This window comes from Desulfovibrio desulfuricans DSM 642 (assembly GCF_000420465.1).
In the GTDB taxonomy this organism is placed as follows: Bacteria; Desulfobacterota; Desulfovibrionia; order Desulfovibrionales; family Desulfovibrionaceae; genus Desulfovibrio; species Desulfovibrio desulfuricans.
The window spans coordinates 212,413-232,309 of sequence record NZ_ATUZ01000011.1 but is presented as its reverse complement, the minus strand read 5'-3'; the positions used below and the strand labels follow the sequence as shown (position 1 = coordinate 232,309).

General features: G+C 60.6%; 15 protein-coding genes. 2 read left to right on the top strand and 13 right to left on the bottom strand.

Annotated features, from left to right (window positions below):
- Position 1 precedes the first annotated feature (1 nt).
- From G449_RS0102610 to G449_RS0102550, 13 genes are all read right to left on the bottom strand, one after another.
- Positions 2–628, bottom strand: a complete 627-nt coding sequence (locus G449_RS0102610) for a LutC/YkgG family protein (RefSeq protein WP_022657750.1) — start codon at positions 626–628, stop codon at positions 2–4.
- A 246-nt stretch (positions 629–874) separates the two neighbouring features.
- A complete protein-coding gene (locus tag G449_RS0102605; protein ID WP_022657749.1) occupies positions 875–2,170 on the bottom strand; it encodes a (Fe-S)-binding protein in 1,296 nt (431 codons plus the stop codon).
- A 120-nt stretch (positions 2,171–2,290) separates the two neighbouring features.
- Positions 2,291–3,676, bottom strand: a complete 1,386-nt coding sequence (locus G449_RS0102600) for an FAD-binding oxidoreductase (RefSeq protein WP_022657748.1) — start codon at positions 3,674–3,676, stop codon at positions 2,291–2,293.
- A gap of 596 nt (positions 3,677–4,272) precedes the next feature.
- The gene (locus tag G449_RS0102595) at positions 4,273–4,833 is read right to left on the bottom strand and encodes a cytochrome b/b6 domain-containing protein (RefSeq protein WP_022657747.1); all 561 of its coding nucleotides are present in this window, start codon (positions 4,831–4,833) and stop codon (positions 4,273–4,275) included.
- A 109-nt stretch (positions 4,834–4,942) separates the two neighbouring features.
- Positions 4,943–6,157, bottom strand: a complete 1,215-nt coding sequence (locus G449_RS0102590) for a bifunctional 3,4-dihydroxy-2-butanone-4-phosphate synthase/GTP cyclohydrolase II (RefSeq protein ID WP_022657746.1) — start codon at positions 6,155–6,157, stop codon at positions 4,943–4,945.
- Positions 6,158–6,324: 167 nt separating this feature from the next.
- The gene (locus G449_RS0102585; protein ID WP_022657745.1) at positions 6,325–7,116 is read right to left on the bottom strand and encodes a YkgJ family cysteine cluster protein; all 792 of its coding nucleotides are present in this window, start codon (positions 7,114–7,116) and stop codon (positions 6,325–6,327) included.
- Between the two features lie 18 nt (positions 7,117–7,134).
- A complete protein-coding gene (locus G449_RS15665; protein WP_022657744.1) occupies positions 7,135–10,293 on the bottom strand; it encodes an efflux RND transporter permease subunit in 3,159 nt (1,052 codons plus the stop codon).
- Positions 10,294–10,450: 157 nt separating this feature from the next.
- Positions 10,451–11,197 (bottom strand): sulfite exporter TauE/SafE family protein, encoded by a 747-nt coding sequence (locus G449_RS0102575; RefSeq protein WP_022657743.1) that lies wholly within the window; start codon positions 11,195–11,197, stop codon positions 10,451–10,453.
- A 7-nt stretch (positions 11,198–11,204) separates the two neighbouring features.
- The gene (locus G449_RS0102570; protein WP_245559805.1) at positions 11,205–12,275 is read right to left on the bottom strand and encodes a CobD/CbiB family cobalamin biosynthesis protein; all 1,071 of its coding nucleotides are present in this window, start codon (positions 12,273–12,275) and stop codon (positions 11,205–11,207) included.
- Entirely contained in the window at positions 12,272–12,745 is a 474-nt protein-coding gene (locus tag G449_RS0102565) for a tRNA (cytidine(34)-2'-O)-methyltransferase (RefSeq protein WP_022657741.1), read from the bottom strand. The genes G449_RS0102570 and G449_RS0102565 overlap by 4 nt, the downstream gene beginning before the upstream one ends.
- A gap of 75 nt (positions 12,746–12,820) precedes the next feature.
- Entirely contained in the window at positions 12,821–13,351 is a 531-nt protein-coding gene (locus G449_RS0102560; protein ID WP_022657740.1) for a GNAT family N-acetyltransferase, read from the bottom strand.
- An 18-nt stretch (positions 13,352–13,369) separates the two neighbouring features.
- Positions 13,370–14,215 (bottom strand): class I SAM-dependent methyltransferase, encoded by an 846-nt coding sequence (locus G449_RS0102555; RefSeq protein ID WP_022657739.1) that lies wholly within the window; start codon positions 14,213–14,215, stop codon positions 13,370–13,372.
- Positions 14,216–14,535: 320 nt separating this feature from the next.
- Complete coding sequence (locus G449_RS0102550; protein ID WP_022657738.1) at positions 14,536–16,359, bottom strand: hydantoinase/oxoprolinase family protein; 1,824 nt, start codon at positions 16,357–16,359, stop codon at positions 14,536–14,538.
- 287 nt (positions 16,360–16,646) lie between these two features.
- Here G449_RS0102550 and G449_RS0102545 point away from each other — a divergent pair, with 287 nt between their 5' ends.
- Positions 16,647–17,567 (top strand): branched-chain amino acid transaminase, encoded by a 921-nt coding sequence (locus tag G449_RS0102545; RefSeq protein WP_022657737.1) that lies wholly within the window; start codon positions 16,647–16,649, stop codon positions 17,565–17,567.
- A 224-nt stretch (positions 17,568–17,791) separates the two neighbouring features.
- The gene (gene dnaX, locus G449_RS0102540) at positions 17,792–19,867 is read left to right on the top strand and encodes a DNA polymerase III subunit gamma/tau (RefSeq protein ID WP_022657736.1); all 2,076 of its coding nucleotides are present in this window, start codon (positions 17,792–17,794) and stop codon (positions 19,865–19,867) included.
- Positions 19,868–19,897 lie beyond the last annotated feature (30 nt).

The following is a 19,897-nucleotide window of genomic DNA, read 5'->3' as shown; positions in this document are numbered from 1 at the left end:
GTTAGTCCTCCAGCAGAATGATATGCAGTTCCAGCGGCCCATGCACGCCCACGGCAGCCACGCGCTCAATGTCGGCGGTACGGCTGGGGCCAGTCACCAGGGTGGTGTACGTGGCAGTACCTTCGTTCATGCGCTCGCGCAGCAACTGGGCTATGGAGGGCAGATCGGGGTAGATGGTGGACTTGCGCAGCATCAGCACGGAAACTTCCGAGATCATGCCCGTAAGGCGCACGTCTTCGTTGTCGGTATTGAGCAGGCAGGTACCGCTGGCGGCAACGCCAAGCTCGGCGGTGGAGACGCCCACGTCAATACCGGCAAGATAGTTGCGCAGCCCTTCGCGGATGCACAGAAAACCTTTTTCTTCACAGGCAGCTGCCAGCGCGGCAAAGTCGGCGTCGCCAAGCTGCGGCGCTGCCACCACACGCTGTACGCGCGTGGGAACCTTATTGGGGCTAAGGGGGCCTTGTTCCGTGCCAGGTTCGTCAGCCAAAAGCTCTGCGGGAGCCTTGTTGGCGCAAACGTCCACAACATACTGCAAGGCGGCTGCCATGTTGGGCACTTCCTGCACTACGGCGTTAACAGCCGCAGCCTTGGCGGAAAAGGCTTCTACCAATTCCTGATGTGTCATAAACAACTCCTTTTTCAAAACACGCCGGGTTCTTGAACCATGCAGCTTCGCCGCGAAAAGTAGTGTGCAGAGGGCCGGATTCACCCGCTGCCATTGTTTGCGCTCATATTCCTGCGAACGGCGTAACACGCCCATAGCTTCCGAAACACCCCCCCGCGGATCTTCTTCAGATGGGCATTCTGGCAGAATAACCGCCGGGTTGATAAACGCGGCGGAGGAACCACAGTCCCCCGCCGCGCTCACATGTTACTTCAGGCTTTCAGCGTACAACTCCACAGTGTGCTTGACGCGCACGGAGTCATGGTTGTGCGAAAGCACGTCCTCAAGCTGCATCATGCAGGCAGGGCAACCGGCGGCCACAATCTTGGCTCCGGAAGCTACCACATTGTTGCGCTTGCGCTGGCCGATCTTGCGCGAATAGTCGTAGTGGAAGAGGTTGAACGATCCGCCGCAGCCGCAGCAGCGGTCAGCTTCGGCCATTTCCGTGATTTTGTAGGCCGGGTTGGCCGCAACAACGGAACGGGGCTGGCTGACAACGCCAAGCGACTTCTTGAGGTGGCAAGAATCGTGGTAGGTCACGCTGACGGCATTTTCCTGAGCCTGCTCGGCGGGCTGCACCTTGAGCACATCCACCAGGAAGGCATTGATGTCCATGGCCTTGGCGGCCAGTTCTTCAATCTTGTGCTTTTCGGCAGAACCCAGACGGTGCGCGTAGCGGGGCCACAGTTCCTTGACCGTGGAGGTGCAGGAACCGCAGGGGCTGAGGATATAGTCGAAGTCGCCGTTTTTGAGGGCTTCCACGTTCACGCGCATCTGCTCCACCATACCCTTGGCATCACCGGACGAAAGCGCCGGAATGCCACAGCAGGTGAAATTTTTGGGCATGAACACGGCCACGTTGTGATAACGCAGCACCTTCAGGCAGGCTTCTGCCATATCGGTGTACATCTTGTCGCCCACGCAGCCGGGGAAGAACGCCACCTTGAGCCCGCCAGCGCGGCGGGGTTCGTCAAGCGCGCCGTAGCGGGCGTGCAGAGGCGTTTTTGCCAGGGGGTGGATGTGGCGGTCGCCCAGCATGAAGTTGAGCAGAGGCGCGCACACGGTGCCCTGCGCGTCGTTGCTTGAGCCAAAGATAAGGCCCTGCATGGGCGCGCCAACGCGCATGGCGAAGTTGAAGAGGCCAGGCTTGGTCAGAAGCGAACGGAAGATCATCTTCTTGACCGGGTGCAGGCCGATGAACTCGTTTACGATTTCACGGGCTTCCATGAAGACGTCCATAATCTGGACGCCGGGCGGGCAGGACGCCTGACAGGAACCGCACAAAAGGCAGCGGCCCAGTTTTTCGGCCACAGCCGCAGGGTCATGAATCATCTCATGGGCCAGGTTGTCAATAAGGGCCAGCTTGCCGCGAGCCACGTCAGCTTCCATACCGGTGGCGCCGAACATGGGGCACACGGCCTGGCACATGCCGCATTTCATGCAGGCAGTGATCCTGTCGTCCAGGGCCATAAGGCGCTGGGCCAGTTCGTGCATAGTACTCATGAAACGCTCCTGGAGCGGTTGAATTTTTGCTCTTGCCCGGTAGCGCCCGCACAAGGCGGGCAGCCTCCGGAAAAGACGGGGGCCAAAAGACCCCGCCTCTGCAATGCCGGAGCGAACTGCCTAGATGCCCACCAGCTTGGTGGAGTTAAGCAGTCCCTTGGGGTCAAGAGCCCGGCGCAGCCGCTGCGAGAACAGAATGGTGCCGCGTGAGGTTTCCTTTTCCATCCACTTGGACTTGGCGGTGCCGATGCCGTGTTCGCCGGAGAGCGTACCCTTCAGCTTGATAGCCGTATCGAACATTTCGTCGATGGCTTCTTCCACGCGCTTGAATTCGTCGGCGTCGCGCTTGTCGCACAAGAAGGTGGGATGCAGGTTGCCATCGCCAGCGTGACCAAAGGTGCCCACTTCAAGGCGGTACTTGGCCGCAATGTCGTTGACGGCCTTGACCATGGCGGGGATCTGCGAACGCGGCACGGTGGCGTCTTCAAGCACGGTGGTGGGCCGGGCGCGGGCCAGCACAGGCAGGGCCATGCGGCGGGCTTCCCACAGCTTGAACTTTTCGGCGGCGTCCTTGGGCACGTGCACGGCAGTGGCATGGTTGGCCTTCAGCACCTTTTCAACGGCTTCGGCATCGTCAGCAACCTGAGCGGGGTGGCCGTCCACTTCGATGAGCAGGATGGCGCCCGCTTCGCGCGGCAGACCAGCCTTGGTGAAGTCGTCCACGCGCACGATGGTGTTGTTGTCGAGGAATTCGAGAGTACAGGGCACAACGTGGGCGGCAATGATGCCCGCCACAGCGTCAGCGGCGTCCTGCACGTCAGAGAACACGGCCATCAGGGCCTTGGAGGCCTTGGGCGGCGGCACGAGCTTGAGAATGGCTTCAGAAATAATGCCCAGCGTGCCTTCAGACTGCACCATCATGCCGGCGAGGTTGTAGCCGGTAACGCACTTGACCGTGCGCGAACCGGATTTGACCACTTCGCCCGTGGCGTCGAAAAATTCGATGCCCATGAGGTAATCCTTGGTAACGCCGTACTTGAGGCCGCGCAGGCCACCAGCGTTTTCAGCAATGTTGCCCGCGAGGGTGGACACTGCCTGGGAACCCGGATCGGGGGGGTAGAAAAGATTTTTCTTGGCAACGGTAGCCGCAAATTCAGCAGTAATGACGCCCGGTTCCACCACAGCGTAGAGGTCGTCAGAATTGATTTCAATGATGCGGTTAAGGCCGGTGGTCAGAATAACCACAGTTTCAGACTTGTCCGGGATGGTGCCGCCGGAAAGGTTGGTTCCCGCGCCACGCACGGTCATGGGGATACCATTGTCATACAGTTTTTTTACACACTGGCCGAGCTGCTCCTTGGTAGTGGGGCGCACCACCAAAGAAGGCATGACCGGCGGCAACACCGCAGAATCATACGAATAGCTCATGCGGTCGGCTTCGGAACTGAACACGTTTTCCTTGCCGATCATGTCTTCAAAATCCTTAATCAACGCCTGGCTTGCCATAAGGCCTCCTTAAAAGTCCGTCATGAACGTCTTTATGGTAAGGCACAGACCTCGCGCCCCTTGCGCGGGCCTGACTGATTTGGATTCCCATACGGTTGTTTGAACAGCCGGTCAACTTTTTTACGAGAATGAAGACGTATAGCGTTGTTTGACAAGTTTGCAAAGGGCACAAGCCAAAAAACTTTGGTATCACAGTCTGACATTATCGCCAAAAGTTTCCCCACTGTCGTTACCCCCATACCGGGACAATGCGATCTGCATCATTGCAATTCAAATCGTTTTAAACAGTTAAGCATTATTCACGGTATTGTGAAGACGCAGAGCCCACAATGTTCCCAGCCCTCTGGCTGGAAGGAACACATAAAAAAAAATCTGCGGCTGCCATGAAAAAAATATTCCATGTTCAGCAACGGCATCACAAAACTCTACCAGGGAGGAAAAATGAAAAGGACGGTCCATTGTCAGGCAGATGTGCTGGAATCAGGCGATTGTGAGGATGTGGCGGCGCAGAGCGCGCCGCCACAAAAAAATTAACGCTGCCAATAGCTGCCGTCAACCGCAGATATCAGCGGATAGGCCCGGTCGGGCCAACTCTGTTAGCTTGCCTGGGGCTTCTTTGCAGCGGCCTGCTTCCAGAAGAAAAAATGCCCCAGGGCCATGCCGCCATGCCCAACGGCATAGGCCATCAAAAGCCATACAAAGATGCTGTGCAGGCTTGCCGCGGTGTGCGACACATCACCCATCTGCCACGAGCGGAACCACCACAGGCCCGTGAGCAAGGCCATGCTCAAGGCGCCCATGCCGAGGCCCTGCACAACACAGGCAAGCCCCTTGGGGCGCGGCGCGATAATAAGCTTGCCGCTGCGTACGGCCGCAACGTCCCTGGCAAGTTGGTCCATGTCGCCCCACAGATAGGGAAAATAGTGACGCGGCCCACGCATGCCAAGCCCGCATGCCACAAGGCCAAATCCCAGCACGCACAGCACAAGGCCCAGAATCATGTGGACGGCGCCAAGGCCAAAAAGTTGCGTCAGCACCTGCACCATTATCAGGCAGACCACCATGGCGTGCAAAAAACGCAACACCGGAGGCTGGAAAAATCCGAGAAACTTCCACAGCAAACCCAACTGGGTTTTCAGCACTTCACCCAAGCCCATAGCGTCGCTCCCTGTTTTGCAACTTTTCAAGAACGGCGGCGCAACCGCGCGCCTGTGGCTTCAATCCCTGCAAAAAACAAGCGCCGCCCCAAGGGGCGGCGCAACAGGTCTAATGGAGGCACGAGCATGAAAGCATGTGCGCCATCTTTTCTTTCTTGGTACGCAGATAGTTTTCATTCTCCGGGCAGGCTTCCATTTCAATGGGCACCCGCTCCACAATCTCTATGCCGTAACCGGAAAGCCCCACAATCTTTTTGGGGTTATTGGTCAGCAAGCGGATCTTGTGGATGCCCAGATCAACCAGCATCTGCGCGCCGGTGCCGTAGTCGCGCAAATCCGGGGGGAAGCCCAGCTTGCGGTTGGCTTCGACCGTATCGTAGCCTTCATCCTGCAAGGCATAGGCCTTGATCTTGTTGGCAAGGCCGATGCCGCGCCCTTCCTGACGCATGTAGAGCAGCGCGCCGCGTCCTTCTTTTTCGATCTGGCGCAGGGCAGCGCCCAGCTGGCCGCCGCAGTCGCAGCGCAGCGATCCAAGGGCATCGCCCGTGAGGCATTCGCTGTGAATACGGGTCAGCACCGGTTCCGGCGTGGAAAGATCGCCCTTTACAAGGGCCAGATGCGTGCCGGGTTCATTTTCGCTTTCATAGGCGATGACAGAAAACTCGCCAAAACGCGTGGGCAGATGAGCCTGCGCCACACGGCGCACCGAAACCTGACCCCGGTCAAGGCGGTAACGGATGAGATCCTTGACCGCGGCAATCTTGAGGCCGTGTTCTTCGGCAAAAATCTCAAGGTCGGGCATGCGCGCCATGGTGCCGTCGTCGCGCATGATTTCGCAAATGACAGACGCAGGCTTGAGCCCGGCCAGACGGGAAAGGTCAACTCCGCCTTCGGTCTGCCCGGCGCGCGAAAGCACACCGCCAGCCTTGGCTCGCAGGGGGAAGATATGGCCGGGGGTGACGATGTCGTCAGGCCGCACATTGTCTGCCACGGCAGCCAGAATGGTCGTGGCGCGGTCGGCTGCGGAAATGCCCGTGGTCACGCCCTCGCGGGCTTCAATGGAGATGGTGAAGTTGGTGCCAAAGCGCGAGCCGTTGCGCTGGGTCATCAGGGGCAGTTGCAAGCGGTCAATGATTTCGGGAGCCATAGGCAGGCAGATGAGCCCCCTGCCGAACTTGGCCATAAAATTGATGGCTTCCGGAGTCACATGCTCGGCTGCCATGGTGAGGTCGCCTTCGTTTTCGCGGCCTTCGTCATCTACCAGAATAATCATTTTGCCCTGCCGGATGTCGGCAATGGCCTCTTCAATGCTGCACAATGGCATGTTGCTTCCTTCATTGCCCGCCGGGGGGCGTGATTTTTTTTACTTTCATCAAAGGTTAGGTACGGAGGCCTGTTCTGTCAACCGCAGGCGGGTCAAACACACAGCGCCTTTCTGCCCGCAAAATGTTTAGTGCCGCCCCCGCAGAGGCAAATCGCCCGCGCTTTGGGCTAACTGCCCGAAACAGGCTTGAGGCCCACTTCTGCCAGCAGGTCCTTGACCGACCTGCCGAACAAAAAGGGCAGCATGGCGCGAGGAACGCCAGCGCGCTCCACGCAAAGCTCGCGAAAAGCCGCATCCATGCGGGCGGATTCGCCCAGTTCCGCCACGGCGGCTTCCCGCTCGCTGCCCTCCAGCGGGTCGTGCTCCGCATAGCGCTCCACCGTCAGGCCTTGCCCCTGCTGCGGAAAAAATCCCAGCCTGTCGGCCAGCTCAAGCACCGCCCGCACAGAGACCTGTTCTTCATGCGCGCTCACAAGGTCAGGCAGCAATGCCCTGCTGGCCGCGCTCAGCGTGGAAAATCCGGGGATCCCGTCGGCCAGCGCGTTCAGAGCCGCATAACGCCCAAGGTGCGAGGCCTTGGCAAGCAGCATTTCCAGCGGCCCGGTGTCCATGCAGAAAAGGGCAGTGCATTGCGCAGGGCGCTGTTCATAGATGCCGCAGCCCGCGCCTTCACGATAATAGCGGCAGCGCCATGGGTGCACCCTGCCGCCGGGCCCGGCAATCTTGATACGTTCCCCTTCCAGTGGCCGCAATGCCTTGCGCGAGTCATCCCGCGCCCACTCCCCGGCGCGCAGGCACACCAGAGCTTCAAGGGTCAATGTGCCGGAAACCAGCAAGGCCGCGTCACTCAGCATCAGGGTCGGCCCGCCCAGCAGGCAGCAGGTGCCGCAGCGCCTGCACACAGGTGCACCGCCGGAATCCGCGGGCATGGATGAAAAGGGGGAATTCTGCATACTCATAGGTTCTCCAGGGCCGGATCAGTGCGAAGGAGGAAAGGCTTGCCCTTTCTCCGCATGTTCCTGCCGGTTCTGCTTGAAACGCCCGCCCCAGAGGCGTCCCAGCCTGCGGGAGAGTTTTTCCATATAATAGTAGTACACTGGCGTGATGTAGAGCGTGACCAGTTGCGAAAAGCACAGCCCGCCCACCACAGCCAGACCAAGCGCCCGGCGGGCATCTGCCCCCGCACCAATGCCCACGGCAATGGGCAGCGCGCCCATGAGCGCGGCCACGGTGGTCATCATGATAGGCCGAAAGCGCACATGACAGCCCTGGGTAATGGCCGCCAGAGGGTCAAGGGACGGATCCTTCTTCTGCGCTTCCAGTGCGAAATCGAGCATCATGATGGCGTTTTTCTTCACGATGCCAAGCAGCATGATGATGCCCACAAAACCGTACAGATCAAGCTCCATGCCGAACAGCCACAGGGTCGCCAGCGCGCCAAAGCCCGCCGACGGCAAGCCGGAAAGAATGGTGAACGGGTGGATGAAGCTCTCATACAAAATGCCCAGCACAAGATAAATGACCACAATGGCCAGCACAAGCAGCCAGCCCATACCCTTGAGCGAACTCTGAAAGGCCTGCGCAGTGCCCTGCGATTCGGCGGTCACCGTATCGGGCAGCAGCGGGCGCGCCGCAGCCTCCACCGCGCCCACTCCCTGACTGAGCGAAATACCGGGGCGCAGGTTGTACGAGATGGTCACGGAGGGGAACTGCCCGTTGTGGTTGACCGCGATGGGGCCAACCCCGGTGGAAAGCTTGGCCAGGGTATCCAGCGGCACAAGATCGCCGCCCTTGGAGCGCACATAGAGCCGCGAAAGGGCCGAGCGGTCTTTCTGGAAGGGCTTTTGCAATTCCACAAAGACTGAATAGTCGTCCGTAGGCGCGTAAATTGTCGAAACCTCGCGCGAACCGTAGGCCGATTGCAGGGCCAGTTCTATCTGCTGCGGGGTCACGCCTAGCGCTGCGGCGCGGTTGCGATCAATGGTCACGCGCAGTTCAGGATTCTTGAGTTGCAGATCGCTGTTGACGTCCTGCAATTCCGGCAACTTGCGCAGGGCATCCTCAATGCGTTGGGCGCTTTCAAAAAGCGAGCCCATATCCGGCCCAAACAGAGTGTATTGATACAGGGCCTTGGACGCGCGGCCGCCAATGCTGATGGTTGGCGGCACACGCACAAATACGCGCATGGAAGGCGAGGTATTGAGATCCTTGCGCAGCTTCTGGGCCACGGCCTCAATGCCGGGGCGTTTGTCGTGCTCCGCCAGCCGCATGAGCAGAATGCCGTTGTTCATGCTCTGGCTGCCGCCCACAATGCCCACAATCGAGTTGTAGGCCGCCACATGGGCGGAGGACTCCAGCATGGGGTCAAGGCTGTGCTGCGCCCGTACCATGCCCTCAAAGGACACGCCCTGCTCCGCCTCGGTGCTGGCCTGCAACAGGCCCATGTCTTCCGTGGGCAAAAAGCCCTTGGGAATAACCATGCCCAACCATACCGTCAGGCCCAGCAGGCCCATCGAAGCCAGCAGGGTAATGCGCCGATGGCGCAGCGCCACATCCAGCGAACGGGCGTACAGGTCGGCCAGTCTGTCAAAACATCGTTCGAGCGCGCCGTACATCCCGCTCACGGCAGGCTTGTGCCCGGCCATGTTCCGCCCCTGCGCCTTCAAAAAATAGGCGCAGAGCATGGGCGTGAGCGTGAGTGAAACCACGCCGGAACTCAGGATCGCGGCAATGATGACCACCGCGAATTCACGGAACAGCCGCCCCACAATCCCGCCCATGAACAGCACGGGAATGAACACCGCCGCCAGCGAGAGCGTCATGGAAACAATGGTGAAGCCGATCTCCGCCGAGCCGTCAAAGGCCGCAGCCTGCGGGTCTTTGCCCATTTCCTGATGGCGCACGATGTTTTCAAGCATGACGATGGCATCGTCCACCACAAAGCCCACGGCAAGGGTCAGGGCCATGAGCGAAAGGTTGTCCAGGCTGTAGCCCAGCACAGACATGACGGCAAAGGTCGAAATAACCGACATGGGCAGGGCAAGGCTGGGAATGATGGTGGCGGGCAGATTGCGCAAAAAGATAAAGATGACCAGCACCACCAGAAATACCGTGAGTACCAGTGTGAACTTTACGTCCGCCACCGATTCGCGGATGGATTCGGAGCGGTCGTAAAAAACCTCCACCTTGGCGGAGGGCGGCAACTGCTTTTCCAGCGCGGGCAGCAGGGCGCGGATGGAATTCACCACCTGCACGGTATTGGTGCCGGGCTGGCGCTCCACGGCCAGCATGATGCTGGGCGCGCCGCCGTTGCTCCAGGTGAGCTGCTTGTCCTGCTTGAAGCTGTCCACCACTTCGCCCAGATCGCGCAGGCGCACAGGCGCGCCGTTGCGGTAGGCCACCACCGCGTCGCTGAAGGCGCGGGCGTTCATAAGCTGGCCCGAAGATTTGATGGAATCAGCCCGGTGCGACCCTTCCAGCGAGCCTGTGGGCAGCATGCTGTTGGCTGCGGCAACAGCCTCTGCCACCTCGTCAATGCCCAGGCCGCGCGTAGCCAGTTCGTCCGGATTCAGCTGCACGCGCACGGCGTACTGCTTCTGCCCGTAAATGACCACCTGGGCCACGCCGTCCACCATGGAAAGGCGCTGGCCTATGAGGGTGTCCGCGTATTCATTGAGCACATAGAGCGGCAAGGTGGCAGACGATACGCGCAATTGCAGGATGGGCAGATCCGCGGGGTTCACCTTGCGGAAGCTCGGCGGCACGGTCATGTTGGAGGGCAAACGGCGCTGGGCAAGGCCGATGGCCGATTGCACGTCCAGAGCCGCGGCATCGATATTGCGGTCAAGGGCAAACTGGATGGTGATGCGTGTGCGGCCCGTGGAATTGACCGATGAAATGGAATCGATGCCCGCAATGGTGAAAAATTCTTTTTCCAGCGGCGTAGCCACGGAGGAGGCCATGGTTTCCGGATCGGCCCCGGCCAGCTCGGCCTGCACCTGAATGGTAGGAAAATCCACCGTGGGCAACTGGTTTACGGGCAGATTGCGATACCCCGACACGCCAAAAAACAGCATGCCCAGCATTATCAGCACTGTGGCCACAGGGCGGCGGATAAAAAGCGCGGCGATATTCATGCGGCCCCCTCGGGGAATGCAATGGACGGCACACTTGCCTTGCGGCAAAAGGGGCTGCCCGGATCAAGTCTGACCATATAAAACAATCAACGTCTGGGGCACTCGCCTTGTACCGGTCAAAACCCGCCCAAGCCTGCTTTGGACAAATCCATTCCGATCAATTCAAAAAATACTGCTCCAGTTCGCGCAGCAGCAGAAACAGGCCCAGCAAGCAGCATACGCCGCCAATGAGGGTGCGCAGCATGCCCGTTGGCGTGCGTTTTGCCAGAACCACGCCGCATGCAAAACCAGCGATTTCAAAAATGCATACTATCGGCAACAGGGCAAAATCCACATGCCCGTCAGCTATATTGCCCACGGTGCCAAACAGGGCTGTAACAACCTGATACGGCATGGCAAGGCCCACAGCCGTCATGGGGGCAACCCCGGCGGCTATCATCCAGGGTATGGTTAGCACCGGGCCGCCAGCGCCGGTCATGCCCGCCAGAAAGCCCGTGCTCGCCCCGATGAAAAAAAATCCCGCCCTGCTCTGCCAAAAAACGCTGCCGCCAGCCCTGGGGGGCCGCAATACGCAAAAGCCCGCAAACAGGATGATGCCCGCAAGCAAAATCACCAGCGGCTTTGCGTTGATGCTGGCGTTGAGCACGGCCCCCGGCAGGGCCGCGAGGCCGCCGATCATAAAGGGCGTGGCCCGCGACCAGTCCACATGGCCCAAACGGCGGTACATGACGGTTCCCACCAGTGCGATGGGCAAAAAGGACGCCAAGGCCGTCCCCATGGCCTCATGCGGCTCAAGCCCGCTCAGCAGGATCAGCCCCGGAGGAACAAGAATACCGCCTACGCCCGTAAGCCCAACCAGAATACCCACCAGCAGGCATACAGCACCCAGCACTATTAACAACATATCTTCCTCAAAAATTAGGCAGACTGACCACCATGAAGCACAGCCAGAGCGTCAGTCCCCCACACAAGGCGCTATAGCGCAAGAGTTCGCAAAGCGCCAGCAAGCGCTTGCGATCCCAGGGCGCGGCCTCGCCCTGTTCCGGCCCGAGCCAGGGTTTTGGCGTCAGCGTGCCAAAGTACACGGACGGCCCGCCCATGCGCGCGCCGCACAGCCATGCGCAGACTGTCATGGACCAGCCGGAATTGGGGCTTGGCATGCCCGTGGCCTGTCGGGCTACAACCCGGAAACCGGGCCAGCGGCCTTGCCAATGGCGTACAGGCCGCATCTTGCCGGGCAAAAAACGCAGATGATGCTCACAGATGGCCGCGCATCTGTCCGCAAGGCAGGCCGCGCAGACCGACAAACGGGCAGGAAGGCAGGCCAGCGCATCATCGCCGCGCGCCCCGGCCCAGCCCAGCCAGCGCCACTTTTCTGTCACGTAGCCCCACATGGAATCAGTGGTGCTCACGGCCTTGTAGCACCACATGGCCACGGGCCCGCCCACGAGCAGCCAGAAAAAAGGAGCCATAAAGGCGTCCGTGAGATTTTCAGACAGCGTATCGGCCAGGGTTTTGCGCATGAGGGGGCGATCCATGCTGGATGTATCCCTGCTGACCAGCCACGAAAGCGCTTCGCGCGCTTGCGGCTCGTCATACTGTTCGACCCGGCGCAGCACCTCCTGCCCGGTGCGCAGCAGGCTGCCCAGGGCAAGCCCGGCCCAGGCCAGATACAGGGCCAGCAGCGGCCCAAGCACCGGCAAGGAAACCAGCCCCCATGCCGCAACACCTGTCAGCCCCACAAGCACTGCCAGCGCAACAGCCCCGGCAAAACGCCCGCGCTGGCGTTCGACATCCGGCCCGTTCTTGCGCATAAAGCGCCGCGCCGGGGCTTCCAGCCAGTCCAGCAGCTTGCCCACCGCGCAAACAGGGTGCCGCCACGGCAGGTCAGGATCGCCCAGCCAGAGATCAAAAATCAGGGCCAGAGGGGCAAGCCACCAGCATTCCCACACGGAATAGGGGAATAGCTGCGCCAGACTCACGCCCAATCCTCCATGAGACCGGTACGGGCCAGGGCCATGTACAGCACAATGCCCGCCGATGTGGAAAGATTGAGGCTGCGCACGCGGCCCTCCAGCATGGGAATACGGATGCGGTGGGGCGAAAGAGCCAGGATTTCCTGCGGCAGACCGCGCGTTTCCGGCCCGAACACGAGGCAATCCTCCGGCTCAAAGGCAAACTGGTGCGCCGGGGCGCTGACCTGCCCTTTCTTGGCCGAGGTCAGCACAAGGCGCGCGCCCTGCTGCCCCTGCGCCGCAAAGGCGGCCCAATCGGGCCAGACGCGCAGCCGCACGTTGGGCCAGTAATCCAGCCCCGCGCGCTTGAGGTAGCGGTCTTCCAGCTTGAAGCCCAGAGGCTCAATGAGGTTCAGGGTGGTATCCGTGGCGGCGCACAGCCGGGCGATGTTGCCTGTATTGGGGGGAATTTCCGGCTCAAAAAGAACTATCTGCATGGTGTAGCTGACTGGTGGTAATAATGTGAATGGCACAGACTGGGAGTGCCAGCCATATTGCCAAGGTAAACAGACCTATGCCTCCTCCGCGAGGGGCAGGCGCATGCCAACGCGGCTGGTCAGGCCGCAGCGCTTTTCTTCTTCAAGAATATCCTTGAGGAACTGGGGCATGCCCGCATCATCCAGCGCCGTGAAGCCCAACCGGGCGTAAAATGGCGCGTTCCAGGGCACGTGGGTAAACGTTGTCAGATAGAGGGCGGGCGTTTTGCGCTGCCGCAAGTCCTCCGCAACCTGCCCGAGGAGCGCTGCACCTATGCCTTTGCGCATGTGGTCGGGGTGCACGTCAATCTGGGCCAGCAGGGCGGCATGCTCTATCAGCCGCACGTAGACATAACCCACAGGATTGCCCTCATGGTCAAGGGCCGCCCAGAGAAGACCGTTTTGAACAGCTTCATGCAGTTTGTCCACAGGCGTGAAGTCGGAACGGATGCGATCCGGTATGGAACCTGGAGGAAAAATCCCCGCAGCGGCAACTTCGATAGCCGCCAGCAGGGGCACATGACCTGCCGTGGCCGTCTCTATGGTGTATCCCTGAGGACTTTTCATATCAATCCGCCGTGATTTTCAGAGTGCTTTCCGGCAAGCGAAGGTTTGCAGTTTTTCTTGAAAATCTGCCCCCACAGGCCATTCTTCCGCATCAAGAACTGCTACTACAGGCAATTTCACCGAGCGCAGCATTTCTTGATATTCTTCGGGCCGGTAGGCCTGCATGAACGAGGCATACTGCTGCACCTGCGCAGTGGCGGCGTCCACAATGAAATATTTTGAAAGAGCGCTGGAATCATCCACATTCCACCTGTTCTCCTGCAAGCACAGGTGCGGTGTTTCGGAAAACAGCCCCCCTTGGTGGCGTTGCCATGTGGCGGGGGCGGAACCGACAGCATGGACGGCTTCAAAGGTATGCGCTTCCAGAACAAACAACCCATCATCACACAACATGCCAGCACAGTTGCGCAATATGGCAGCGGCTTCCTGACGGATAAACACGTTGAACTCGCCAAATGTCATGATAATGCAGTCAAATTTTTGCCCGGATGTATACGAACGGACGTCACACAGGGCGTATTCTAGTGCCAGCCCTGAATCCTCAGCCTGCTTTCGAGCATAGGCAATGGAGGCTGGAGAAAAATCCACGCCAGTGCAGTGATGCCCCAATGCCGCCAGATTTTGCGTGTAGAGGCCCGGCCCGCAACCCAAATCCAGAATGCGGGAGGTGCATTGCAATTGCCCGGCAATCCATGCTGTTTGCCTTGATACAATAGCATTCCGCCTGCTGGCCCAGTCGTGTTTCTGGTCCAGATGGTTTGCAAGCATTCTCTGGCTGAACCCCGGCTCGTTCCAGGGGATTTTAGCACCCCTCGGTGCTCCGGCATCTTGTTCGCTGTATACAACAAATTCAGTAAGATTCATAAGTCTTCTCAGGTAACAGGTCTAACTCAACCTGGCGATAAATCCCGTGTCGTTGCCTGCAAAGCGCGTGTTTCATGAGATTTTCGCTCTTCAGGACCGTCAGTTCTTCAGAGTCTGCCCGCCCGGAATGCCTTTAGTCTCCGCCAACATCTTGAATATCCTTGTGTCTTCGTGAGCGGGCGCGCCGTGCGATGGATTTTGTTCTCCGGCAAGGAAAAATATTGCCCGTGGAGGGAGTGTACATCGTGGTACTCGACCGACACCGGGCAATATCTTGACGCAGCCGGAGGGCAAAAGACGCGCACGGCGCGCACGCTCACCTAGCCTACCTTGGCGGAGAGGCCGGGAACTACTTGACACACAACCCGAATATCCTTGCTCCCAAAACCTGCGTCATCCAGCGTGGCAAATATGTCGGCCTCGGTCACTTCCACCCGCGCGCCGCTGATGCCAACCGCCTCCAGCCTTTCGCGCAGCAGGGCGCTGGCCCGCTGGCGGGCTTCGCTCAGGCTGTAGCCCTTGCCGATACGCTCGGTCAGCTCCAGCGCCGGGATTGTCAGAACGCAACGCCCGGTATCGGCGTAGAGTTCGAGCGCGTCTGTGGGCAGGGTCAGGGCCGCGCCCACGGCATTGGCAACATCCGCGTGTGGCGGCGTTTCCACGGGCATGTTCAGCGCTGTGGACATACGTCGGGCAACGCAGGCCGCAGGGCCGCCCACCAGCCACACATGCTGCGGGCGCGCCTCGCGCACAGCCTTGAGGGCCGCCAGAGTGTAAATGGGACGGGCATTGATGCCATCAGTCAGGGCACGGGCAGCGGCAGCCACCTGCGCAAGGGCATCGTCTGCGGCCATCTGGGCCAGAGATTCCGGGGACAGGCTGTGTTCTGCGGCCAGGGCGGCAATGCCCGCCATGGATGCGGCTACATCGCCCGCCACGGCATCCCCGCCATTGACACCCTCAGCACCAGCCCGGTCAGCAGCGGCGTTCAGCACGTTCAGGGCATCCAACAGGGTGGGCCGGGAACCGCCAAAGGCCATGGCCGGGCCTTCACGCAAGGGGCCGACCTGTACCGGACGCGCAGCGCCATGCGCGGCATCCACCGTAAGCAGCGAATCGCCGCCCACGCCGATGGAAACCGAAGCCAGAGCGCGCACAAGGGTGCGCCGCCCCTTGAGCAGCATGCCGTCCCTGTCCACCACTGGGGAGCCGTCCACAAAGAGCGCCATGTCTGTTGTTGTGCCGCCCATGTCGAGCAGCAGTGAGCAGCCCTGCCGCATGGCCTTGCTGCCGCCGCACAGGGCGAGCACGCCCATGACGCTGGCCGCAGGGCCGGAAAGTATGGACTGCACAGGCTCCCGGCGCGAAAGCGTCAGAGGCACCGCACCGCCGTCCGCCTTGAGCAGACGCACGGAGGCTGTAATGCCAGCTTCGGCAAGGGCAGCCTCCACGGCATCCAGAAATTCATTGTGCAGGCGCTGCACGGCGGCATTGAAATAGGCGGTTGCCATGCGCCGGGGAAAGTTGAGCCGCCCTGAAAGTCTGTGCCCCACAGTTATGGACATCTGCGGCGCAGCCGACCGCACGGCCTCGCTCATGGCCAGTTCGTGCGCGGCATTGCGCGGCGAGAATTTGCCCACGCAGGCCACGGCGGCAACCCCCGCCGCCTTCCATTCCCTGACAGCGGCAGGCAAGGAGGCAGTGCGCAGGGGGCTGACCTCCACGCCCCGGTGGTCCAGCCCGCCGGGGACTACGCAGACATGCACGCCCATTGCAAAACGATGCGGATCAAGCCCCGGCCCGGCGGAAAGGGCCAGCCCCACAGGGTCGACGCGATCCTGCACCAAGGCGTTGACGGCAAGGGTCGCCCCAAGAGTCACGCGTGAAATAGCGCCAAAATCGCAGCCAGGGGCCGCCTTTGCCAGGGCGGCAAGCACCTCTCGCACAGACGCGGGCAGATTGTCATGACGGGTGCGCGCCTTGGCGCTGGCCACCAGCCGGGCGGAGGGCAAAGCTTCGGCACCAAGCCCCTCTGCGCCAATTTCGCCCGGAGCCAGTTCTTCTGCGGCGGCATCGCAGGCAAGCAGCACGGCATCGGTGTGCGTGCCCCCGGCGTCAATGCCCAGCACATATGTTTCGCTCATAATTCCGGCCTCATAATACTTGTTTACTGGCCCTGAACATACGGCATCGCCATGCGCAGGGCCAGCCCTTATTATTGGGCAGTTTTCAGACGGCCTCACCCGCCCTGCCCCACCGCGCATCCCCCTTGCCTGTTCCATGCGCCCGCAATTGTGGATATTCTTTCTCCCACTGGCGCAATTGCTTGCCATATGCGGTCATTTTCAGTAGATTTTTGCTCTTGCGGCAACCGCCGGGACTGCCCCGGCGCGCCCGCGTCTTATACAGCAGGCTACTGCGGAGGAAAGCCATGCAGAACGCAAAGTTTATCTGGTTTGACGGAAAAATGCTCCCTTCTGAACAAGCACAGGTTCATGTGCTGACCCACGCCTTGCATTACGGCAGCGCCGTATTTGAAGGCATTCGCGCATACGCCTGCGCCGACGGCACTTCTGCCGTATTCCGTCTGGAAGACCACTGCAAGCGCCTAATTAACTCCGCTAAGATTATGCGCCTGGAAGTACCCTTCACGGCTGAACAGCTCGTAGCCGCCTGTATTGAGACCCTCAAGGCCAACAAACTGCCCGAAGGTTACGTGCGCCCCCTTTCTTTCGTGGGTCATGGCGAAATGGGCGTCTACCCCGGCAACAACCCGGTGCAGACCATCATCGCCGCCTGGGCGTGGGGCGCGTACCTTGGCGCAGAAGCTCTTGAAAAGGGCATCCGCGTCAAGACCAGCAGCTTTGCCCGCAGCCATGTGAATACCAGCATGTCCAAGGCCAAGGCCGCCGGCAACTACATCAACTCCATCCTTGCCAAGGTGGAAGCCAAGGAAGACGGCTATGACGAAGCCGTGATGCTCGACACCAACGGCTATGTTTCCGAAGCCACGGGCGAGAACATCTTTATCGTGCGCGACGGCGTGATCAAAACCACGCCCTGGACGTCGATTCTGGGCGGCCTTACGCGCGATTCCGTCATGAAGCTTGCCAGAGACCTCGGCTACACCGTGGAAGAACAGCAGTTCACCCGCGATGAATTCTACATCGCTGATGAAGCGTTCTTTACCGGCACCGCGGCAGAAATCACCCCCATCCGCGAGCTTGACCACCGCCAGATCGGCGTTGGGCACGCTGGCCCGGTGACCAAGCACCTGCAAAAAGAATACTTTGCCATCGTTAAGGGCGAAAATCCCAAGTACGAAGGCTGGCTGCACCGCTTTACCATTTAGTGCAGACAAACGGCGGGCCGCAATGCCGCCGCTTACAAGATATGCATCCGGCAGTTCCGCCCTCGCGGGGCTGCCGGATGCCAAAGAGTTAACAAGTCCGGCTCTCACCGTAATTCGGCGCAGCGCGGACACAACAGGTAACAGCCTTTCCTGCGGGTTCGCGCACAGCGCAATCCGGGACTGCCCGACAGCCCGTTGGTCATCTTTCAAAGGCAACGAGCGCCATGAAACATCTTTCCCTCGCCGCACGATACAGGCCGCAAAACTTCGCCCAGGTAGCAGGACAGGACATGGTCAAGGCCGTCCTTTCCCGTGCTGCGGCAGAAGACAGGCCCGCAGCCGCCTACCTTTTGAGCGGCACTCGCGGCGTGGGCAAAACCACCATTGCCCGTATTTTTGCCAAGGCGCTCAACTGCCAGCACGCTCCGGGGCCGGAACCCTGCAACCAGTGCGAGCAGTGCCGCAAGATCACCCAGGGCGTTCACGTTGACGTGACCGAAATCGACGGCGCTTCCAACAACAGTGTGGAAGACGCCCGCTCCCTGCGCGAAACCATCGGCTACGCGCCCATGGAAGGCCGCTACAAGATTTTCATCATTGACGAAGCCCACATGCTCACCCGCAACGCCTTCAACGCGTTGCTGAAAACGCTGGAGGAGCCGCCGGAGCGCGTGGTTTTTATCTTTGCCACCACCGAGGCGCACAAGTTCCCCATCACCATTGTGAGCCGCTGCCAGCATTTTGTGTTTCGCCACCTGAGCGAAGACGCGCTCTTTGCCCACCTCACCGCTGTGCTGCGCAAGGAAAACGCGGCATTTGAAGAGGGGGCCGTGCGGCTTATTGCTCGCAGGGCTGCGGGCAGCGTGCGCGACAGCATGTCGCTGCTCGATCAGACCCTCGCCCTTGGCGGCGAGGAACTCACCGTTGCAGCCACCCGGCAGGTGCTCGGCCTCGCAGGGCAGGAACTGTTTGCAGAGCTGTTTACCGCCCTGCAAGGGCAGGATTGCGCCGCCGTGGCAAACCTGTGCGGGCAGATATTGCAGCAAGGCGTGGATATTGGCTTTTTCATGCGTGAGCTTGCAGGCAATCTGCGCAACCTCTTTTTGCTGCGCCAGAGCGGTCAGGCCATTGTGCCGAGCCTGCGCCTCCCCGCAGACGAAGCCGCCCTCTGGCAGGGAATTGCCCCGCAATTTTCTGCCGCGCATCTGCACGCGGCATGGCAGATGGCCCTTGACGCGCAGCGCGGCATAGTGCAAAGCCCGGAACCAGCAGCAGCGCTTGAACTGCTTTTGCTCAACCTTGCCCTGCTGCCGCAGTTGCTGCCCGTTGGGCAGGCCACGCCCGGCCCCGGCGGTCAGGCTGGCGGAGCTGGTCAGTCATCAGTGCAGGCCCCAAGTCAGGCAGCCGCACAGGGAAGCCAACAGCAGGCTCAAGCCGTGCCCCCCTCTGCGCAACGAATGGAAAGCAGTGCGGGAATGCCGACCAGAAACGCGCAGGTGGCGCAATCCCGCCCCAGGGATGCCGCCACCGGGCAGCACGCCGCCAATGATGCGGACGATGCGGAACCAGACGAGCCTGACGCGGCCCAGAGCGTTGCTGCCCCTACGCACCGCCCCTGGCGGCCCGGTGCGGAAACAGGAGCAGCGCAACCAGACCGGAACAGACCTGCTCATGGCGGGCCTGACCAGGGTTGCTCAAGCCAGAGCAGCTCAAATCTGGGCAACTCAAGTCTGGGCAACTCTCTGGGTAGTCCAGGCCAGAAGGCCCCCCGTCAGGAAGATTCTTGCCCCCGAAATTTCGGGCAAGAGGATTCTGGACAAAATGGAGCTGGCCCCAGATATTCTGACCAGCCGGACTCCGGCGCAAGCGTTGCTGCCGGGCAAGGCTTCAACCAGGGCGGCGCGGGCACACCAGGCCAGGGCAAGCAGGAAGGTCAGGCTGCCTGCAACTGGACGGCATTTTGTGATTTTTGCTCTTCATGGCAAGGTGCCGGGCGCGACATGCCGCGCCAGCATTTGCTGCGCAGCGTGAGCGCCACATGGGCTGACGGAATTTTACGCCTCGCCCCCAAGGCTGAAACCCAGTTGTTCCAGCTTGAACGCGGACGCGAGGAGTTGACAGCAGCTCTGGCCGCCTACGGCGCAGGGCAGACGCAGCTGGAACTCGTGGCGCCCCGGCCCCATCGCCCCGAGGCGGAACTGATTGAAGAATTCAGCCAGAGGCCCGAGTTGCAGCCCTGCCTTGAAGTGCTGAACGCACGGGTCAAAGGGTGCCGCCCGGTGGATCAGGACAACCGCTGAGCCCGCTGACAACTGAAAAAACTTTCCGCG